This window comes from Vibrio metoecus (genome assembly GCF_009665255.1).
In the GTDB taxonomy this organism is placed as follows: Bacteria; Pseudomonadota; Gammaproteobacteria; order Enterobacterales; family Vibrionaceae; genus Vibrio; species Vibrio metoecus_B.
This window is the reverse complement of record NZ_CP035686.1, coordinates 427,683-444,942: the sequence shown is the minus strand read 5'-3', so window position 1 is coordinate 444,942 and position 17,260 is coordinate 427,683. Positions and strand designations below refer to the sequence as shown.

Here is a 17,260-nt window from a genome sequence, read left to right as displayed (position 1 = left end):
GACAACCTTACTCCTTCGCTTCTACTTGTTCTGGTTTGAACGTACGAATCGTCCAAATCATGAAGCCGATCAGGAAGAATGCTGAAGGCGCGAGTAGCATCAGACCATTTGGCTGATACCAACCACCGTTGCTGATAAGAGGAAGAATTTCCAAACCAAACAGTTTGCCTGAACCCAAAAGCTCACGGAAGAAACCAACCGACATCAGCACGAAACCATATCCTAGACCGTTACCAATACCATCAATAAAAGAAGGGATTGGCGCCGACTTCATCGCAAACGCTTCTGCACGGCCCATTACGATACAGTTGGTGATAATCAGACCAACGAATACCGACAGTTGCTTAGAAATATCGTACAGATACGCTTTCAGAATCTGGTCTACCACGATTACTAGCGACGCGATAATGGCCATCTGCACGATGATACGTACGCTGTTAGGAATGTGGTTACGGATCAGAGAAACGAAGAAGTTAGACAATGCAGTAACAAACATTACCGCCAACGTCATAACAAATGCCGTTTCCAGCTTAGTGGTTACCGCCAGTGCCGAACACACACCCAGAACTTGCAATGCAATTGGGTTATTGTCCAAAACTGGGGCTAACACACTCTTTTTCAGCTCTTTTGCGCTAGACATTAGTTAAGACCTCCGTCACGAACTTTTGTCAGGAATGGACCAAAGCCCATATCACCCAACCAGAAGTCGAAGGTATGTTGAACACCATTACTGGTCAGCGTTGCGCCAGACAAACCGTCTACGCCATGCTCAGAACCTTGTGGTGCGCCACCTTTGACAATCTTGATCGCAGGTTTGTGGTTTTCATCAAACAGCTTTTTACCTACCCATTGAGCACGCCAAGCTGGATTTTCAACTTCGCCACCCAATCCAGGAGTTTCGCCTTGTTCATAGTAAGTCAAACCTGAAACGGTGTTACCGTCAGTTTCAACTGCTACAAACGCGTACATCATTGACCATAGGCCGTTACCATGTACAGGCAGAATCACCTTGCTGGTTTTGTCGCCGTCTTTCACAAGATAAACCACACCAACATTCGCACGACGTTGGATCTTCGCTTTATCTTGTTCAGCAGTCAGTTTAATTGACTCAGAGGCGGCTTTCGCAGCTTTACGTTGATCGTAGTTTGCAGCATCGCCTTCAACAAAGTCACCCGTGCTGAAATCAACCAAACGTGGTTCAATGTTCTTATTGAACTGCTCAACGATTTGTTTGCTGCCTTTCGCTTGAATACCAGCCACTTGCAGAATTTTGCTCTGCTTGTCTAATGCTGCATTCTCTTTTTGCTTGTCACGCAGACCGACAGCCGCTGCCGATACAATGATTGAGCACACTAGGCTCAACGCGATAACAACAAACAGCGTCTTTTTAATGCTATCGTTATTGCTTGCCATAGCGCGCTAATCTCCGCTTGATATTTCTCTCTACAACCACGTGGTCAAACAGTGGTGCAAATAAGTTCGCGAATAGGATCGCCAGCATCATACCTTCTGGGTACGCTGGGTTCACGACACGGATCAGTACACACATTACACCGATCAAAATACCGTAAGCCCACTTACCACCATTGGTGAAAGAAGCTGAAACTGGGTCAGTCGCCATGAAGAACATACCGAATGCAAAACCACCTAAAACAAGGTGCCAATGCCATGGCATGTTGAACATTGCATTGGTATCAGAGCCAATCACGTTAAACAGTGTCGACAGCAGAATCATACCAATCATCACACCGCCGATAATGCGCCATGAAGCAATGCCCATGTAAACGATAAATGCTGCACCAATCATCAGTGCCAGTGTTGACACTTCACCGATTGAACCAGGGATGTTACCGATGAAAGCATCCATCCAAGTGATCGTTTGGCCAGTTGCGTTGTTGATCAGTGCACCTGCACCACCTTGCGCCCATTGGCTCAGTGCTGTTGCACCTGAGAAGCCATCCGCAGCAGTCCATACTAGGTCACCTGAAATCTGTGCTGGGTAAGCAAAGAATAGGAAAGCACGGCCAGCCAACGCTGGGTTAAGGAAGTTACGGCCAGTACCACCAAACACTTCTTTAGCAACCACAACACCAAAGGTAATACCTAGTGCGGCTTGCCAAAGTGGCAGAGTTGGCGGAACAATGAGAGCAAACAGGATTGAAGTTACGAAGAAACCTTCGTTGACTTCATGCTTGCGCACCATACAGAACAACACTTCCCAGAAACCACCCACAAGAAACACAGTGGCATAAATCGGCAGGAAGTAGGTTGCACCCAACAGCATTTTACTGCCCCAACCTGCATCGCTTGACATTGTTCCGCCAAGCATTTCGGTTAGCCAGTAGTGCCAGTTACCCGCGACCATCGCGGCTAGTTGATCACCTGAGTAAAGGTGGTTAAGTGCAGCAATAGCTTGGCCGCCAGCATTGTACATACCCCAGAACATCGCAGGGAATACAGCAAGCCAAACCATGATCATGATACGTTTTAGGTCAACGCTATCACGAACGTGTGAGCTTCTTTTAGTAACCAGACCTGGTGTATAGAACAGCGTTGCCGCCGCTTCATACAGTGCAAACCACTTCTCGTGTTTGCCGCCTGGCTCAAAATGATGCTCGATGTCTTCAAGAAACTTTTTAAGGCCCATGGAAATTACCCTTCTTTCTCGATCTTGTCTAAGCACTCACGCAGGAGCTGACCGTACTCATATTTGCCTGGGCAAACGAAAGTACACAATGCCAGATCTTCTTCATCTAGTTCCAAAGCACCTAGGCGAATCGCGTTGTCACTGTCGCCAGCACACAGATCACGAAGCAACAAGGTTGGCTCCATATCCAATGGCATCACTTTTTCATAGTTACCAATTGGAACCATGGCGCGATCACTACCATTCGTGGTGGTGGTCATGTTGTACACTTGACCTTTGAACAGATGTCCAAGGAAAGAGCGAGTTACAGAGAACTTATTCTTACCTGGCATTGCCCAACCGAGCAGCTCTTTATCACGGCCTTCACGTAGGACAGAGACTTGTAAGTGGTAACGGCCTAAATAAGCATGTGGTCCAGTGGCTTTAGTACCAGACAGCACAGAGCCAGAGATAATACGCACTTCACCTGGCATGATTTCGCTATCAACCAGTTGCTCTAGAGACGCCCCCATTACTGTACGAACCAAACGAGGTTTGTTCACCACAGGGCCGGCAAGAGAAACCACACGCTGATTGTATAGCTCACCCGTCAAGAACAACTGACCAATCGCGATCACGTCCTGATAGTTGATGCTCCAAGCTACGTGGTCTGCACTTACAGGGTAAAGGAAATGCATGTGAGTGCCAGCAAGACCTGCAGGGTGTGGGCCGTCAAAGACGTGTTCTTCAACATTCGACTGCTGAGAACGCGGCAAGCTAGTACCTTTTTTACAAACGTACACTTTGCCTGTGGTCAACGCAGAAAGAACATCAAGACCGGCTACGAAGGCTTCCGATTGTTCATTGATCACGACAGTCGGCTCAGCCGCCAACGGATTGGTATCCATGGCAGTCACAAAAATGGCTTCAGAAGTGGAATCAACGGCTGGAACCTTGCTGAACGGACGAGTACGTAAAGCAGTCCAAAGACCAGATTCAACCAGTTGAGTTTTGATCGCATCGCGATTCAAACTGGCTAATTGATTGGCTTCAAACTTGTCGAATGTCACTTGGTCATCACCCGCCACTTCAATCACTACAGACTGAAGAACGCGCTTAGCACCACGATTGATTTCAACCACTTTACCGCTGACTGGTGAAGTAAATTTCACACCCGGATTCTTCTTATCTTCAAAAAGAATCTGAGCTTTTTTTACTTCATCACCTACGCGAACATGCATAGTAGGACGCATGCCAACGTACTCTTCGCCAAGCAAGGCGACTTTTTTGATGGCTTTACCATCACTAATCACCTGGGAAGGAGTTCCTGCGATAGGAAGGTCCAATCCCTTTTTTATTGTAATCATACGCACTTGCACTACTTTTATCGGGAAAAAGATTCTTTCATTGCGCAAATTCGAGGCGCACTCCGTTTGCCTTGTTCTTACAACTGAACAACGCTAGCGGAATCCTTACCTCGGTAGACACGACATTGTTTGTGTCCGTTTTAATGGCCTTGGCCATTAAAATCGCAACATCCTTTTAAAAATCCCATCACAAATCATGTGGGGGATTTGTCAGGTGCTGTAGTCTAGCATCTTTTAGGAACTCGATGCCATGACCAATGCCCTGAATCACTGTTTAATTTCAAACGAATCCGGAGTGAAAGGCTAAGAAATCATCATATTTTTGAAGCATCGCACAAACTCATTAAGGCCTATTTTATGTAGGCTTATCCTTCATCTTGCTGCGCTAAACTCTCGCTTAACTCGATTTATCGCAATCCATTTGTTTAAACTGTGTTAATAATTTGCTTAAAAAGCGACCAGGAATAATGATTTCATCCTGTTTTATTGAGCGCTTTTTCGTGACCCACCCAAGCACATTGGGCTTTCTGGGATCTCTTCATTCATCTGTTGCCACTCTTCACGAGTATAGGTATGGATAGCCAAAGCGTGAATATGGTTAGCTAATTCGTCAGCCAAGGTTTGATTAACTAAACGATGACGTGCAACCGGTCGCAGCCCAGTGAAGCGGTCACTAACGATAGTGACTTTAAAATGGCTTTCCGAGCCTCTCGGCACATTATGCATATCGCTTTCATTAATGACTTTAAAAAAATCCGGCTGTAGCTCGCTACGCAACTTCATTTCAATAACATCTTGAATCATATTGCTTTCCTTGTTGAGCACTTGTGTGTCGACAACATGACAAATTGAGAATAGACCATGGAAGGCCTGACGTGTGGTTAAAAATACAAAAACCTAGGTTTTCATTTGCTGTTTTATCGCCATCTGAGACAATGCGCCGTCAATTTACTAAAAACACGAGCAATATGAAAACTGAGCTTACCTTGCTTGAGCAAACGCTCACTCTTCATCGTTTCCCTAAACGCAATAATGAAACCCTGCAAGCTTGGGACGCTGGCGATGAGTACCTCATTCAGCATGTCGCTGAACTCAAACTGCCTGATCATCGTCATGTGGTGGTGATCAACGACCATTTCGGGGCGTTGAGTTGTTGGTTTGCAAGGCAACATAAAGTCAGCATGATGAGTGACTCTTATATTGCCCATCAAGCCACTCAAGCTAACTTGCAACAAAACCATTGCCCCTCGGTGACGATGCTCACCACGATGGATCCAATTCCAAGTGATGCGGATCTCGTGTTATTGCAATTGCCTAAAAGTAATCGTCATTTGGTTTGGATACTAACTCAACTGCGTAAAAGCTTACCCGCCAATGTCCCAATCATTGCCGTCAATAAAGCAAAGGAAATCCACACTTCCACTCTGAGCTTATTTGAAAAATACTTAGGTACTACAACAACTTCATTAGCTTGGAAAAAACATCGTTTAGTCTTCAGCTCTGCAACCGTTACCCCTGTGGTTGAGGTCAGTCAGGATTGTTGTTGGAAGGTCGAGCCTTATGCTATCACTCTCACCAATCTACCGAATGTGTACTCTGGTGAAAGTTTAGATCTGGGTGCCAGATTTATGCTTGAGCATTTACCGTCCGATCCCGCTCTAGAGGATTTTATTGACTTGGGTTGTGGAAATGGCGTGCTTTCCGTTCGTCTGGGGCAATTAAATCCTCAAGCGTCGATCACATGCGTAGACGAAAGTTTTATGGCGATCACCTCGGCTCAAAAAAACCTAACCGATAATCTCGGTGAACGGAACGTCCATTGTGTGACAAACAATTGTTTAGACCAATTTCCTGCACAAAGCAGTTCGATGATTGTATGTAACCCGCCTTTCCATCAACAACAGACCATTACAGATCACATTGCTTGGCAGATGTTCTGTGACTCAAAGCATGTTCTGAAAAAAGGTGGGAAATTATGGGTGATCGGCAATCGCCACCTCGGCTACGATGTAAAACTGGCAAGATTGTTTGGCAAAAGCCATGTTAGAGTGATCGCCAACAACAGTAAATTTGTTATCTTACAAGCTATTAAATCTTGAGCCTTGCGGCTGTGTGCACAATAAAACGAAAGGAATTAACCATGAAAAAACTGGTTCTTGCGGCTTCAATCGCTTTACTTACCGCTTGTTCTGCTCCTCAGCAGACCCAAATCAACGTTACACCTCAAGCAACGTTAAGTCATAACGCGATTGTGAAAAACAGCAGTTTTTCTCTTGTCAGTAAAGACGTGCGCTCGGCGCAGTACGTGGCATTGGTGGACAGTGGCCGTAACAATATCGAGCCTATCCATCCGCGCCAAAACGTTCGCATTACTCTAGAGAATGCGTTGGCTGAACAGTTTGGTTCGCAAGGTTTCCGCCTCAGCGTTAATAGTGAAAATACTATCACTCTCGAAATCCAAGAGTTGTTGGTTTCAGTGAAGCACTCGATCATGGAAAACCAAATGGATGGCAGCGTTACACTGGAAGTGACGGCTGAAACCCCAAAAGGCAAGCTAGTAAAGAGTTACAACGGCACGGCTAAGCGTACTGGCATGCTAAGCGCTTCAAATGATGAGATCGAAATGGTCCTCAATGATGTGATTAATATCGTACTCAAAGAGATTGCCAACGATACCGAACTGCAAAGCTATATGCAGGAGCGTTTCAATGGCTAAATCATGGCTGTTGGCCGCTACCGCACTGCTGAGCAGCTGTGTATGGGCGGGTCCCAAAGTTGCGGTGGAAACCTCGCTTGGTAACTTCACCATCGAACTGAACCAAGAAAAGGCGCCGATTTCAGTCGCCAACTTTTTGCGTTATGTCGATGACGGTAGCTATGTAGGTAGCCAATTTCATCGGGTAATCCCGGGCTTTATGGCGCAAGGTGGTGGCTTTGATGCAAGTATGAATCAGCTGCAAACCTATGCACCGATTGAAAATGAAGCCAGTAATGGTCTGCGTAATGATACCGCGACGATTGCTATGGCTCGCACTCAAAACCCCAACTCGGCGACTCGTCAGTTTTACATCAACTTGGTGGATAATGACTTCTTGAACTATGCAGCACAACCTCCGGGTTATGCCGTGTTTGGTCAGGTCATTGAAGGGTTTGATGTGGTTGAAAAGATGGCTCTGCAACCGACCAAAAATCAAGGCCGGATGCAAAACGTTCCCGTGACACCTATCGTGATCAATAAAGTCACTCGTCTGCCTTAAATCACCTCTTCGCACTCCTCATTGCAGGAGTGCGACTCTCTTTCCTAATCACTCTCATAAAGGACTCGTTATGGTTCAACAGCCCCGGTCCCATTCTTGGCTAGAATTGATTGTTAGCTATTTTGATCGACGCTTGCTTTGGGTATTTATGCTGGGTTGTGCCAGCGGCTTCCCATGGGTATTGATTGGTTCCAACATGACAGGCTGGTTGAAAGATGCCGGACTCAGTCGTACTGCCATCGGTTATTTCGGCAGTATATTTACGGTGTACGCAATTAACTTTCTCTGGGCTCCACTGGTCGATAGAGTCAAGTTACCCATCCTACACTCGATGCTTGGTCAGCGCCGAAGCTGGATTTTGTTTTGCCAATGCATCATTTTAATAGGTACTTTGCTGATCGCAGGCATTAACCCAGCCAACAATCTCATGCTCACCTCACTGTTCGCTTTGGGGATTGCCATTGCTTCAGCCACGCAAGATGTGGCAATCGATGCTTTCCGAATTGATTCCTTCTCAAAAAGCGAATCGAGCAAGCTCCCCCAAGCCTCTGCAATGGCGGTGATCGGTTGGTCAACAGGGTACTCTCTGCCAGGCTATTTTGCGTTCGTGAATGCCGACAGCATGGGTTGGAATGGGGTTTACTACGTTATGGCGGGAGTGGTTGGCTTATTGATGCTGTTTACTTTGCTAGTCGGTGAGCCACACACTCAGCGAGATCAATTACAGCAACTTGCCGAAGAACGTCACCAACAGATCGTCAGCAATCGAATACTCAGTTGGTTGACCGTCACGGTATTCGAGCCGTTTATCGATTTTTTCCGGCGTAATGGTTTTCGCGTTGCACTGACACTACTGCTGTTCGTGTTCCTGTTCAAAATCGGTGAAGCTTTCTTGGGTCGTATGTCGATCGCCTTTTACAAGGAAATCGGTTTTAGCAACGAACAAATCGGCTACTACTCTAAGCTACTCGGTTGGGGGATCACCATTTTGTTCACCTTGCTTGGTAGCCTAGTCAATATCAAGTTCGGTATTGTGCGTGGTTTAATGATTGGCGGCATAGCCATGGCGTCGAGTAACTTGATGTTTGCATGGATCGCCAAAGTGGGTCCCAATGAACACCTGTTTTTAGCTACGTTGGTCGTCGATAACTTTACTTCGGCCTTTTCCACTGTGGCTTTTGTGTCGTTCCTGACCTTAATGACAGGACAAGCATTTTCAGCAACCCAATATGCTTTGCTTGCCTCGCTAGGTAACTTAGGTAGGACGACGATCGCTTCATTTAGTGGAGAATTAGCGGATTACCTTAATGATTGGTCACTGTTCTTTATTTTGACCGCGGTAATGGTGATCCCGAGCTTGGTCATGCTTTACTCACTGCGCCATGACTTTAGCTTGATGTTGGAAAAAGCCAAACAGCATAAGGAAGATCCAACACCCGAAGATAACATCGTCCAATAGAGAACTTGTCTATCTTCGCGGAAAAGTCTAAATGAAAGGGAGCCGTACAGCTCCCTTTCACTTTCCATGACATAACCCAAATTAGGGATAGAGCCCTTTACCAAACAGGTTAAAGATCCGCGCTACCCCTTGGGTAAACACCATTGGCTCCGTCAGTACCGTTAAACAGAGACAATCTTGCCCTTGCGGCGTACGAGGCGAATGGCAAACTTGCCCGTCATGCTGAATGAAGTCACCCACTTCATAATGACCGTTTTCATCACTGAATCCACCATGCAGCACCAAGGTTGACTCAAATCCCTTATGAGTATGTTGGGGAATCGAAACACCTTGGCTGATATACATCAGATTCATTCGTACATTTTCTTCTGATCGCAAAGGTAAACTAAACACTTTGCCGCCATAACTGCGCCACGCTTGTTCTTGTTTGACAAGGCGAGCCAGCGCCTTGGGAATAGCGATCTGCTTACCGTTGACCTTTACCAAGGTTGGGCACGTTTTTACGGTTATCGGTGCAGCTGGGTGTTGAGGTAACGCCACGATCGAATCAAACATATGTTGCCAATCAGCTTCTGCAGGCAAAACTACGGCCTGTGCCGATTGCTGATTGAGTCGCTCACCCAATTCGCCTTCAATTTCATGCACGATATCGCGGCAATGTGGGCAGATCTCTAAATGAGCAGTAATGGTAAGACCATGCGCACAATCTAATTCGCCCTCAACGTAATTGGCGAGCAAAGCATAATCCGGGTGATAACTCATACAGACTCCGCATCCATTGATAATCTTAACTTTTCGACCGCAAGGCGTAGACGTGACTTCACCGTGCCCAACGGTATATCAAGCATATCGGCCACATCCTGTTGTGGTATTTCCTCTAAATAAACCGCTTTGATCACCTGCTGCTGAGATTCGGGCAATCGGTCAAGAAACTTCCTAACTTGTTCTTTGAGAAGATCTTGCTCCGGGGCGTAGTAGTCAACTAAATCGGGAGGACAATATTCGTCAGGCCAGATATCATCGGCAAGCACATAGGGATCACGCCCTTTTTGGCGCCGCAATAAGTCATAGCTCAAATTACGTGCGATAGTGTAAATCCAAGTCGCTAACGAGCTTTTCTGCCCATCAAATAAACTCGCTTTTTGCCAAACCGTGGCCATGGTCTCTTGAACCAACTCCAGCGCCACCTGTTCACTCCCGACATGCTTCATCACAAACTGCTTCAGTTTGGGCGAGTAATAGCTAAAAACCAGAGCAAACGCCTGCTTATCTCTGCTTTTGACCTTTTCCATACAGTCGAGCCACTCTTGGCGACCAAACGTATGAGGTGATGGATTAAACATAGAAACGCATCCTTTATGACTCACACAGACACCCTTGCTAGCCTATACGTCAGGGTTACCACTCAAGATCAATCCTAACCAACAAATTTATTCAAGTATCCAAATACGATTCGATGGTGCGTTGCAAAAAAGCCAAGGCCGCATGGCAATCTGTTTGTCCCACTAATACATCAAATTGATCGTTACTTAAAGGTAGCAGCTCAAGCCAACGTTGACAGACCCAACTCGCATCATCAAAAAAACACAAGCTGTGTAGTTCTCCGATTTGTGGAAACTGTCGATACACTTCTTGCAGTTGTTCACCTAAAAAACGCTCCCTCGCTAACAACTCCTGACTAGGCCAATCAGGCAACCACTGCACCGTTGCGATGCGTAAGCCATCATACTCAACCCGAACTTTACGAATCACAAAGCGACGCATACCAACCACGGTGATACCCAGCAGACCATCGCTTAACGTTTCAAAATCAACGATTTTGACTAAAGTCCCAAATTTAGATAATTCGTTTGCATTTTTATTCGACTTGCTATCGAACAAGCAAAGGCCAAATCCACTACCCGTTTTACTGCATTGAGCCACCATACGCTGGTAGCGGGGCTCAAATATACGCAGCTTCATTTTCCCTTCAGGAAGTACGACGGAGCTAAGTGGAAACAACATTATCTCTTCCATTACTCACTCCTTTTCATAAATTCACTTAGGTATACGAAAAGAGTCCATTCGCCGATCACTCACCAAATATGTTGGTTTATCGATCACCCTATACATTTGACAAACTCAGAAATAAAACAACATAGATCACAATAAAAATGCAATTTTATGAAATACAAAATAAGTTCAAAATTAATTAATAAAGGTGTGATTGGCATCACTTAATGCCTTTAAATTTGCACTTCCTATCACTTTTAATTGCGATTTTTATCGTTATTATGCCCGCCAGTTGAACGAGCTGCAGTCAAGCGGCCGCCATACACAACACACTTACAGAGAGTTCCCCTTATGCGTAAATCACTTCTTGCTTTAAGCCTATTGGCCGCAACTTCAGCACCTGTTCTGGCCGCTGACTACTCAGATGGCGATATCCACAAAAACGATTACAAGTGGATGCAATTTAACCTGATGGGTGCAATCAATGAGAAAGGCTACTCAGAGTCAACTCATGATTACCTAGAAATGGAATTTGGCGGTCGCTCAGGCATTTTTGACCTATACGGTTACGTTGACGTGTTCAACTTGACCTCAGATAAAGGCAGCGACAAAAACGGCGCAGAAAAAATCTTCATGAAGTTTGCTCCACGTATGTCTCTGGATGCATTGACTGGTACAGACCTGTCATTCGGCCCAGTACAAGAACTGTACGTAGCAACTCTGATGGAATGGGGCGGCGGCGGTGCAACGAACTGTGATGATAAAGGTTATTGTGTACCAGGAAAACCTGGCGTTAACACTCAAAAAGTCGGTCTGGGTTCAGACGTAATGGTTCCATGGTTTGGCAAAGTTGGCCTAAACCTATACGGAACTTACGATTCAAATGAAAAAGACTGGAACGGTTTCCAAATCTCTACTAACTGGTTCAAACCTTTCTACTTCTTCGAGAACGGTTCATTCATCTCTTACCAAGGTTACATCGATTACCAATTTGGTATGAAAGATGACATCTCAGGCAAAACGTCAAACGGCGGTGCGATGTTTAACGGACTCTACTGGCACTCAGACCGCTTCGCGGTGGGTTACGGTATGAAACTGTACAATAACGTATACGGCTTCAAAGATGGCGAAGCTCTGCCATGGGGCCACACTCCTGAATCATCAGGCGTTGGTCACTACGTAGCAGTAACTTACAAGTTCTAATTGTAAAAACTGCACGCTCTTTCCTAAACAGGAAAAGAGTCTGAACAGCAAAAATGGCGCGACTTAGCGCCATTTTTTATTGCTTTCAAAACTCCCCTAGCTATCCTTGGCGGATTAAGTTTCGATTGGGGATAGAGATGAACATTGTTGTGCTTGGCCCTGGTGCGGTCGGTTCTTTGTGGGCACTGCATCTGCATCGTGCTGGTCACCAAGTGGCACTATGGAGCCGTCAATCTCAGCCAACATTAGAGCTGCAGCTAGACAATGGCGAGCTTGTACTGTTCAACAATCAAAATTTAGAGATTCTAGCCAACGCCGATTTACTGCTGATCACCGTCAAAGCTTGGCAAGTGGAAGCGGCATTGTTGCCTCTGCTACCTCATCTGAATCGCGATACTATTTTGTTATTTATGCACAACGGTATGGGCGCAGTCGAAGCCATAAGCGAATCTTTGGCCAGCTTTCCAGTGCTGCTTGCCACCACAACCCACGGTGCACTCAAAACCACCGTCAACCAAGTTCACCACACTGGCTTAGGCCAAACCCAAGTGGGTCCTTTTAATGCTCTCGGTGCACGTTGTGACTTTATCGCAGACGTTTTTAATCACGCACTGGCTCCAGTGACATGGAGTCCAGACATCCAACACGCTCTGTGGCATAAACTGGCCGTGAATTGCGCGATTAATCCGCTCACGGCGATTAATCAATGCTCAAACGGTGCAATAGATGCACCTGAATTTGCGCCGACCATCGCCGCTATTTTAGATGAGATTACAGCCGTTATGCGGGCAGAAGCAGTGAACAGTGATGAAACCAAACTGCGTGATTTGGTTTATCAAGTCATCCGAGCGACTGCGGCTAATCGCTCCTCGATGCATCAAGATGTTTTCCACCAACGGCCAACCGAGATAGACTTTATTACCGGTTACGTAGTACGTAAAGGCGAACAGCATGGCGTTGCAACTCCAGTAAACAGCGAGTTATATCAACAAATCAAAACCTTAGAGCAGAGTTGGAGAAAGGCATGAGCAAACGAATTCTAGTCCCCGTTGCCAACGGCAGCGAGGAAATGGAGAGTGTCATTATTGTTGATACTTTGGTGCGGGCTGGCTTTCAAGTCACAATGGCGGCTGTCGGCGAAGATTTGCAAGTACAAGGCTCACGCGGCGTATGGCTGACAGCACAGCAAACACTGGATGCCCTCTCTGCGGAAGATTTTGATGCGCTGGTTTTGCCCGGTGGAGTGGGTGGTGCACAAGCCTTTGCCAGTAGTGAATACCTACTCACTTTACTGGATGCCTTCCAGCAACAGGGCAAGTTGGTTGCGGCGATCTGCGCCACGCCAGCACTGGTTTTCGCCAAACAGCAAAAATTTGTCGGCGCACGCATGACTTGTCACCCCAACTTTTTTGACCATATTCCCTCAGAGCGTCTGAGTCGTCAGCGCGTCTGTTACTATGCCACGCAACATTTGCTCACCAGCCAAGGGCCGGGCACCGCGCTGGAGTTTGCTCTGGCAATCATTGCTCTGCTCGCTGGTGCGGAATTGGCTCAACAAGTCGCGGCCCCAATGGCACTTCATCCTCAACAACTGACTGAACTTTCAGGTTTTATTGATGCTCAATCTTGATGCAATCCGCGCGCAATTTCCGGCGCTGCAACAAACCGTCAACGGCAACCCACTTATCTATCTCGACAGTGCTGCCACTACACAAAAACCGCAGTGTGTGATTGATACCATCAGCCACTACTACAGCCAGCACAATGCTAATGTGCATCGCGGTAGCCACAGTTTGACGGCGCAAGCCACCAGCCAATTTGAAGCAGCGCGTGAACAAGTCGCACAGTTTATCGGTGCGCCAAGCAGCAAAAATATTATCTGGACGCGTGGCGCCACCGAAGCACTCAACCTCATCGCGCAGAGTTATGCCCGCAGCACATTGCAAGCTGGCGATGAGATTTTGGTCAGTGAAACTGAACACCACGCCAATATCGTGCCGTGGCAAATGGTTGCTGAGCAAACGGGGGCGAAAGTAGTCAAAATCCCAATGACGCCTAACGGTGAATTTGGTCTTGAAGCCTTTCAGCAAATGCTGTCACCGCGCTGCAAAATCGTTGCTCTCGCTCATGTCACTAATGTCACGGGAACTCGTCAGCCGATTGAAGCGGTGATCCAAGCCGCGCATCAGCAAGGTGCGATTGTGGTGGTGGATGGTGCCCAAGGCATAGTTCATGAAACCGTGGATGTTCACGTTCTGGATGCAGATTTCTATGTTTTTTCCGGCCATAAGCTGTATGCGCCAACGGGCATTGGGGTGCTGTATGGAAAAACTGAGCTTTTAGAAACCATGCCACCTTGGCATGGCGGCGGCAAGATGGTCGAAAAAGTCTCGTTTGATGGTACTACGTTTGCTGGCCTACCTGGCAAATTTGAAGCAGGCACACCAAATGTGGCAGGTGCGATTGCCCTGTCTACAGCGATTGCTTGGTATCAGAATCTTGGTCGTGAAGCCGTTGAAGCACACTTACATCAACTGCAACAGCAGGCTTACCAAGTTATCTCGCAAATCGATGAAATTCGCGTGCTCGGTTATCAACCCAAGGCCAGTGTGCTGAGCTTAGTGATGGATGGTGTACATCATCAAGACCTCGCTACCTTGCTCGATCAACAAGGGATTGCTGTTCGTGCGGGGCACCATTGTGCTCATCCTTTGATGGATGCGTTTGGCGTAAAAGGAACGGTGCGAATTTCTTTCGGAGTGTACAACACCGCAGAAGAGGTGGAACGCTTGCTCGCAGCCATCCATAAAGCAGTCGATTTGCTGTAAACATCGGCAGCCCGGATAGCAAAAGAGCCTCATGACTATGAGGCTCTTTTGATTGGAAAAAGTATATCGTTAGTTATGTGCCTTGGCCTGAATCGTCGCGACAATCGCTTGCAAGCCATTACCGCGTGATGGGCTTAAATGCACCAGCAAACCAAGCTCGGCAAAGTAGTCATCCATCGAAAACGCGCTAATTTCTGCAGAAGTTTTGCCATTCAGCGCCGCCAACACAATCGCAATCAAACCGCGCACAATCCGAGCATCGGAATCCGCGCAGAAAAACCACTGTTCCCCTTGCTGCTCGGCTACTAGCCACACTTCACTTTCACAGCCAGAGACAAGAACTTGCTCACTTTTCAGCACTTCTGGCATCACAGGCAGCAGCTTACCCCATTGGATGATCTGGCGATAACGATCTTCCCAACCGTACAGAGTTTGCATGGTCTCTAAGATGGTTTGTGCATTAATTTCATCACCAAACGGATGAGCTGGAAATTGACTCATCATGCCCTCACGCCTTCACTTTATGCTTTTGAATCAGTTTATCGACGATGCGCGCCACCGCGACAAAACCAAACGTCGCTGTCACTACCGTCGCAGCGCCAAATCCGCTGGCGCAATCCATACGTTTTGGACCTTCTGCGGTTGATTTGGTGGCGCATACCGAACCATCGGCTTGTGGGTATTTGAGTTGCTCGGTCGAGAAAACACAATCAATCCCAAATTTACGCGCTGGATTGGTTGGGAAGTTATGGTGCTGACGCAGGCGATCTTTGAGCTTTTTCGCCAGTGGATCTTGAATCGTCTTGGTCAAATCGGCCACGGTGATTTGCGTTGGATCGGTTTGTCCGCCCGCACCTCCGACCGTAATCACTTTGATTTTGTTGCTGCGGCAGTAAGCCAGAAGAGAAGCTTTGGCTTTCAAGCTATCAATTGCATCCAACACATAATCAAACGATTTATTGAGATAAAGATGTTGATTATCCGGCGTGATGAAGTCATCCACCAAATTGACTTTGCACTCTGGATTGATGAGCTTAACGCGCTCCGCCATCACTTCAATTTTGCTTTTGCCAACCGTACCCGTCATGGCATGGATTTGACGGTTAATGTTGGTCACGCACACATCATCCATATCTATAAGGGTCAACTCGCCAATGCCTGTTCGAGCCAGAGCTTCAACCGCCCATGAACCCACACCACCAATCCCAATCACACACACGTGCGCGGCACGTAAAATGTCGACTTCGTTATAACCATACAGACGGCGCGTACCACCAAAACGTTGGTTGTAACTGTCGGAGGCAGGAGTATCGAGTTCACGCATAACCACATTTCCACTCTAGCTGAAAAATAAAGAGTGCGATTTATACGCACTCTTCACAAAAATGTCCAGTTTGCTGCCTACGCAATAGCGGCAAAACTATTGTTGTTTTTCTGGCGGCAATGCCCACGGCGCTTGAGTGGATGAGTTTTCCAGCCCGAGCTTCCATACGCGACCAAAGTGCTTATAGTGCCCCGCTTCTAACCCTGCACGTGACCCCATACCGTGATACAAATCGAGATGGTTTTGTTTCACCGCCCCCCCCGTATCGAGCACGATCAACAAGCGCAGTTGATGTGCGCCAGACCAAGTACCATCTGCATTCAACAGCGGCACTTCCGCCAGAATCGGCGTCCCCATTGGGAGGATAGAACGATCTCCCGCAACCGATGCCATCGGCAGTAACTCAATGCCTGCACTGCCAGTAACTGGCGCTGCTGCTCGTGGTTTAAAGAACACAAAAGAAGGGTTCTGCTCTAACAGTTCGCGCACCGTTTCTTCATCGTTAGCAAGCACCCAATCTTTGATTGCTTTCAGCGACATTTTTTCACGTTCAACCAAGCCACGCTCAATCAGTACCTTGCCAACGCTGACATACGCTTTGTTGTTTTTACCAGCGTAAGCAAAGTATTCCAATGTGTCATCATCACCAAAATGCACAAAGCCACTGCCCTGCACTTCCATAATAAATGGATCGATCAAATTCGCCGCGTAGCCCAATTCTAGCCCTTTACCCTCCAATGCACCTTGGTATATTTCCGCGCGAGTTGGGCAATTTTTATTGCACTTAGGCAGGCTGTACACCGGGTATTTGAATTGATGATCAGGCTGATGACGCAGTTCTATCACTGGTGAAAAGTAGCCGGTAAACAACACATTGCCTTGTTTGTCACCACCACCCAATTGCGCAGTTTGAATGCCGAATTGGGTGAGCGTTGCGGGGTCGCCACTTTGCAGTACCCATTCGTTGAGCTGTTCATACAGAGGCTGATAGAGTTTGGCTAACGACGCCGAACCTTGCACCACCAACTCACTTTGCTTGCTGAATTCGGTATAGTCGCGAGGTTTGTTCGATTCAACCACATCGACACGGTTGAGAATTTGCGGGAAGGTTTGTTGCTGGTATTGCTGTGCGCGATCCGTCGGTTGTTGTGCACAACCAAATAACAGCGCCAAACTGACAAGAGAAAGAAGACGTTTACTCACA

At 47.0% G+C, this 17,260-nt stretch carries 19 protein-coding genes; 8 read left to right on the top strand and 11 right to left on the bottom strand.

Annotated features, from left to right (window positions below; all coding sequences use genetic code 11):
• Positions 1-7: 7 nt before the first annotated feature.
• The 5 genes from EPB59_RS02025 to EPB59_RS02005 form a co-directional block, all read right to left on the bottom strand.
• Positions 8-640 (bottom strand): NADH:ubiquinone reductase (Na(+)-transporting) subunit D, encoded by a 633-nt coding sequence (locus EPB59_RS02025; RefSeq protein WP_055051427.1) that lies wholly within the window; start codon positions 638-640, stop codon positions 8-10.
• Entirely contained in the window at positions 640-1,413 is a 774-nt protein-coding gene (locus tag EPB59_RS02020) for a Na(+)-translocating NADH-quinone reductase subunit C (protein ID WP_154171449.1), read from the bottom strand. The genes EPB59_RS02025 and EPB59_RS02020 overlap by 1 nt, the downstream gene beginning before the upstream one ends.
• A complete protein-coding gene (locus EPB59_RS02015; protein ID WP_000523295.1) occupies positions 1,400-2,647 on the bottom strand; it encodes an NADH:ubiquinone reductase (Na(+)-transporting) subunit B in 1,248 nt (415 codons plus the stop codon). The genes EPB59_RS02020 and EPB59_RS02015 overlap by 14 nt, the downstream gene beginning before the upstream one ends.
• Positions 2,648-2,652: 5 nt before the next feature.
• A complete protein-coding gene (locus EPB59_RS02010; protein WP_055051520.1) occupies positions 2,653-3,993 on the bottom strand; it encodes a Na(+)-translocating NADH-quinone reductase subunit A in 1,341 nt (446 codons plus the stop codon).
• Positions 3,994-4,476: 483 nt separating this feature from the next.
• Complete coding sequence (locus tag EPB59_RS02005) at positions 4,477-4,797, bottom strand: BolA family protein (protein WP_055051429.1); 321 nt, start codon at positions 4,795-4,797, stop codon at positions 4,477-4,479.
• A 164-nt stretch (positions 4,798-4,961) separates the two neighbouring features.
• Here EPB59_RS02005 and EPB59_RS02000 point away from each other — a divergent pair, with 164 nt between their 5' ends.
• From EPB59_RS02000 to EPB59_RS01985, 4 genes are all read left to right on the top strand, one after another.
• Entirely contained in the window at positions 4,962-6,092 is a 1,131-nt protein-coding gene (locus tag EPB59_RS02000) for a methyltransferase (RefSeq protein WP_154171448.1), read from the top strand.
• 41 nt (positions 6,093-6,133) lie between these two features.
• Positions 6,134-6,709 carry a YajG family lipoprotein gene (locus EPB59_RS01995; RefSeq protein ID WP_055051430.1) on the top strand — a complete coding sequence of 192 codons (576 nt, stop codon included), beginning with the start codon at positions 6,134-6,136 and terminating at the stop codon, positions 6,707-6,709.
• Positions 6,702-7,250 carry a peptidylprolyl isomerase gene (locus tag EPB59_RS01990; RefSeq protein WP_055027581.1) on the top strand — a complete coding sequence of 183 codons (549 nt, stop codon included), beginning with the start codon at positions 6,702-6,704 and terminating at the stop codon, positions 7,248-7,250. The genes EPB59_RS01995 and EPB59_RS01990 overlap by 8 nt, the downstream gene beginning before the upstream one ends.
• A gap of 148 nt (positions 7,251-7,398) precedes the next feature.
• Positions 7,399-8,709 (top strand): AmpG family muropeptide MFS transporter, encoded by a 1,311-nt coding sequence (locus EPB59_RS01985; RefSeq protein WP_195707086.1) that lies wholly within the window; start codon positions 7,399-7,401, stop codon positions 8,707-8,709.
• Between the two features lie 81 nt (positions 8,710-8,790).
• Here the strand turns inward: EPB59_RS01985 and EPB59_RS01980 are convergent, their stop codons facing one another.
• From EPB59_RS01980 to EPB59_RS01970, 3 genes are all read right to left on the bottom strand, one after another.
• A complete protein-coding gene (locus EPB59_RS01980) occupies positions 8,791-9,471 on the bottom strand; it encodes a ChrR family anti-sigma-E factor (protein WP_154171446.1) in 681 nt (226 codons plus the stop codon).
• Positions 9,468-10,052, bottom strand: coding sequence for an RNA polymerase sigma factor (locus EPB59_RS01975; protein WP_154171445.1), 585 nt, complete (start codon positions 10,050-10,052; stop codon positions 9,468-9,470). The genes EPB59_RS01980 and EPB59_RS01975 overlap by 4 nt, the downstream gene beginning before the upstream one ends.
• Positions 10,053-10,143: 91 nt before the next feature.
• Positions 10,144-10,725, bottom strand: a complete 582-nt coding sequence (locus EPB59_RS01970; RefSeq protein WP_055029128.1) for an LON peptidase substrate-binding domain-containing protein — start codon at positions 10,723-10,725, stop codon at positions 10,144-10,146.
• A 327-nt stretch (positions 10,726-11,052) separates the two neighbouring features.
• Between EPB59_RS01970 and EPB59_RS01965 the strand changes: the two genes are divergently transcribed.
• From EPB59_RS01965 to csdA, 4 genes are all read left to right on the top strand, one after another.
• Positions 11,053-11,904, top strand: a complete 852-nt coding sequence (locus EPB59_RS01965; RefSeq protein WP_154171444.1) for an outer membrane protein OmpK — start codon at positions 11,053-11,055, stop codon at positions 11,902-11,904.
• A 137-nt stretch (positions 11,905-12,041) separates the two neighbouring features.
• Positions 12,042-12,932 (top strand): 2-dehydropantoate 2-reductase, encoded by an 891-nt coding sequence (panE, locus tag EPB59_RS01960; RefSeq protein ID WP_154171443.1) that lies wholly within the window; start codon positions 12,042-12,044, stop codon positions 12,930-12,932.
• Complete coding sequence (locus EPB59_RS01955; protein ID WP_000044236.1) at positions 12,929-13,534, top strand: DJ-1 family glyoxalase III; 606 nt, start codon at positions 12,929-12,931, stop codon at positions 13,532-13,534. Before panE ends, EPB59_RS01955 begins: the two co-directional genes overlap by 4 nt.
• Positions 13,521-14,732 (top strand): cysteine desulfurase CsdA, encoded by a 1,212-nt coding sequence (gene csdA, locus EPB59_RS01950; protein WP_154171442.1) that lies wholly within the window; start codon positions 13,521-13,523, stop codon positions 14,730-14,732. Before EPB59_RS01955 ends, csdA begins: the two co-directional genes overlap by 14 nt.
• 69 nt (positions 14,733-14,801) lie before the next feature.
• On the opposite strand, the gene csdE is transcribed toward csdA, so the two are convergent.
• From csdE to mltA, 3 genes are all read right to left on the bottom strand, one after another.
• On the bottom strand, positions 14,802-15,233 hold the full coding sequence (gene csdE / locus EPB59_RS01945) for a cysteine desulfurase sulfur acceptor subunit CsdE (RefSeq protein WP_195707085.1): 432 nt from the start codon (positions 15,231-15,233) through the stop codon (positions 14,802-14,804).
• Between the two features lie 7 nt (positions 15,234-15,240).
• Positions 15,241-16,056 carry a tRNA cyclic N6-threonylcarbamoyladenosine(37) synthase TcdA gene (tcdA, locus tag EPB59_RS01940; protein ID WP_154171440.1) on the bottom strand — a complete coding sequence of 272 codons (816 nt, stop codon included), beginning with the start codon at positions 16,054-16,056 and terminating at the stop codon, positions 15,241-15,243.
• Between the two features lie 96 nt (positions 16,057-16,152).
• The gene (mltA, locus tag EPB59_RS01935; protein WP_154171439.1) at positions 16,153-17,259 is read right to left on the bottom strand and encodes a murein transglycosylase A; all 1,107 of its coding nucleotides are present in this window, start codon (positions 17,257-17,259) and stop codon (positions 16,153-16,155) included.
• Position 17,260: the final 1 nt, after the last annotated feature.

Excerpts from the sequence above, each read along its gene's own strand:
- EPB59_RS02015 (WP_000523295.1), bottom strand. The coding sequence starts at position 2,647 with ATGGGCCTTAAAAAGTTTCTTGAAGACATCGAGCATCATTTTGAGCCA.
- csdE (WP_195707085.1), bottom strand. The coding sequence starts at position 15,233 with ATGAGTCAATTTCCAGCTCATCCGTTTGGTGATGAAATTAATGCACAA.
- EPB59_RS02025 (WP_055051427.1), bottom strand. The coding sequence starts at position 640 with ATGTCTAGCGCAAAAGAGCTGAAAAAGAGTGTGTTAGCCCCAGTTTTG.
- EPB59_RS01965 (WP_154171444.1), top strand. The coding sequence starts at position 11,053 with ATGCGTAAATCACTTCTTGCTTTAAGCCTATTGGCCGCAACTTCAGCA.
- EPB59_RS02020 (WP_154171449.1), bottom strand. The coding sequence starts at position 1,413 with ATGGCAAGCAATAACGATAGCATTAAAAAGACGCTGTTTGTTGTTATC.
- csdA (WP_154171442.1), top strand. The coding sequence starts at position 13,521 with ATGCTCAATCTTGATGCAATCCGCGCGCAATTTCCGGCGCTGCAACAA.
- EPB59_RS01995 (WP_055051430.1), top strand. The coding sequence starts at position 6,134 with ATGAAAAAACTGGTTCTTGCGGCTTCAATCGCTTTACTTACCGCTTGT.
- EPB59_RS02010 (WP_055051520.1), bottom strand. The coding sequence starts at position 3,993 with ATGATTACAATAAAAAAGGGATTGGACCTTCCTATCGCAGGAACTCCT.
- EPB59_RS01975 (WP_154171445.1), bottom strand. The coding sequence starts at position 10,052 with ATGTTTAATCCATCACCTCATACGTTTGGTCGCCAAGAGTGGCTCGAC.
- EPB59_RS01970 (WP_055029128.1), bottom strand. The coding sequence starts at position 10,725 with ATGGAAGAGATAATGTTGTTTCCACTTAGCTCCGTCGTACTTCCTGAA.
- EPB59_RS02005 (WP_055051429.1), bottom strand. The coding sequence starts at position 4,797 with ATGATTCAAGATGTTATTGAAATGAAGTTGCGTAGCGAGCTACAGCCG.
- EPB59_RS02000 (WP_154171448.1), top strand. The coding sequence starts at position 4,962 with ATGAAAACTGAGCTTACCTTGCTTGAGCAAACGCTCACTCTTCATCGT.
- EPB59_RS01980 (WP_154171446.1), bottom strand. The coding sequence starts at position 9,471 with ATGAGTTATCACCCGGATTATGCTTTGCTCGCCAATTACGTTGAGGGC.
- EPB59_RS01985 (WP_195707086.1), top strand. The coding sequence starts at position 7,399 with ATGCTGGGTTGTGCCAGCGGCTTCCCATGGGTATTGATTGGTTCCAAC.
- tcdA (WP_154171440.1), bottom strand. The coding sequence starts at position 16,056 with ATGCGTGAACTCGATACTCCTGCCTCCGACAGTTACAACCAACGTTTT.
- EPB59_RS01990 (WP_055027581.1), top strand. The coding sequence starts at position 6,702 with ATGGCTAAATCATGGCTGTTGGCCGCTACCGCACTGCTGAGCAGCTGT.
- panE (WP_154171443.1), top strand. The coding sequence starts at position 12,042 with ATGAACATTGTTGTGCTTGGCCCTGGTGCGGTCGGTTCTTTGTGGGCA.
- EPB59_RS01955 (WP_000044236.1), top strand. The coding sequence starts at position 12,929 with ATGAGCAAACGAATTCTAGTCCCCGTTGCCAACGGCAGCGAGGAAATG.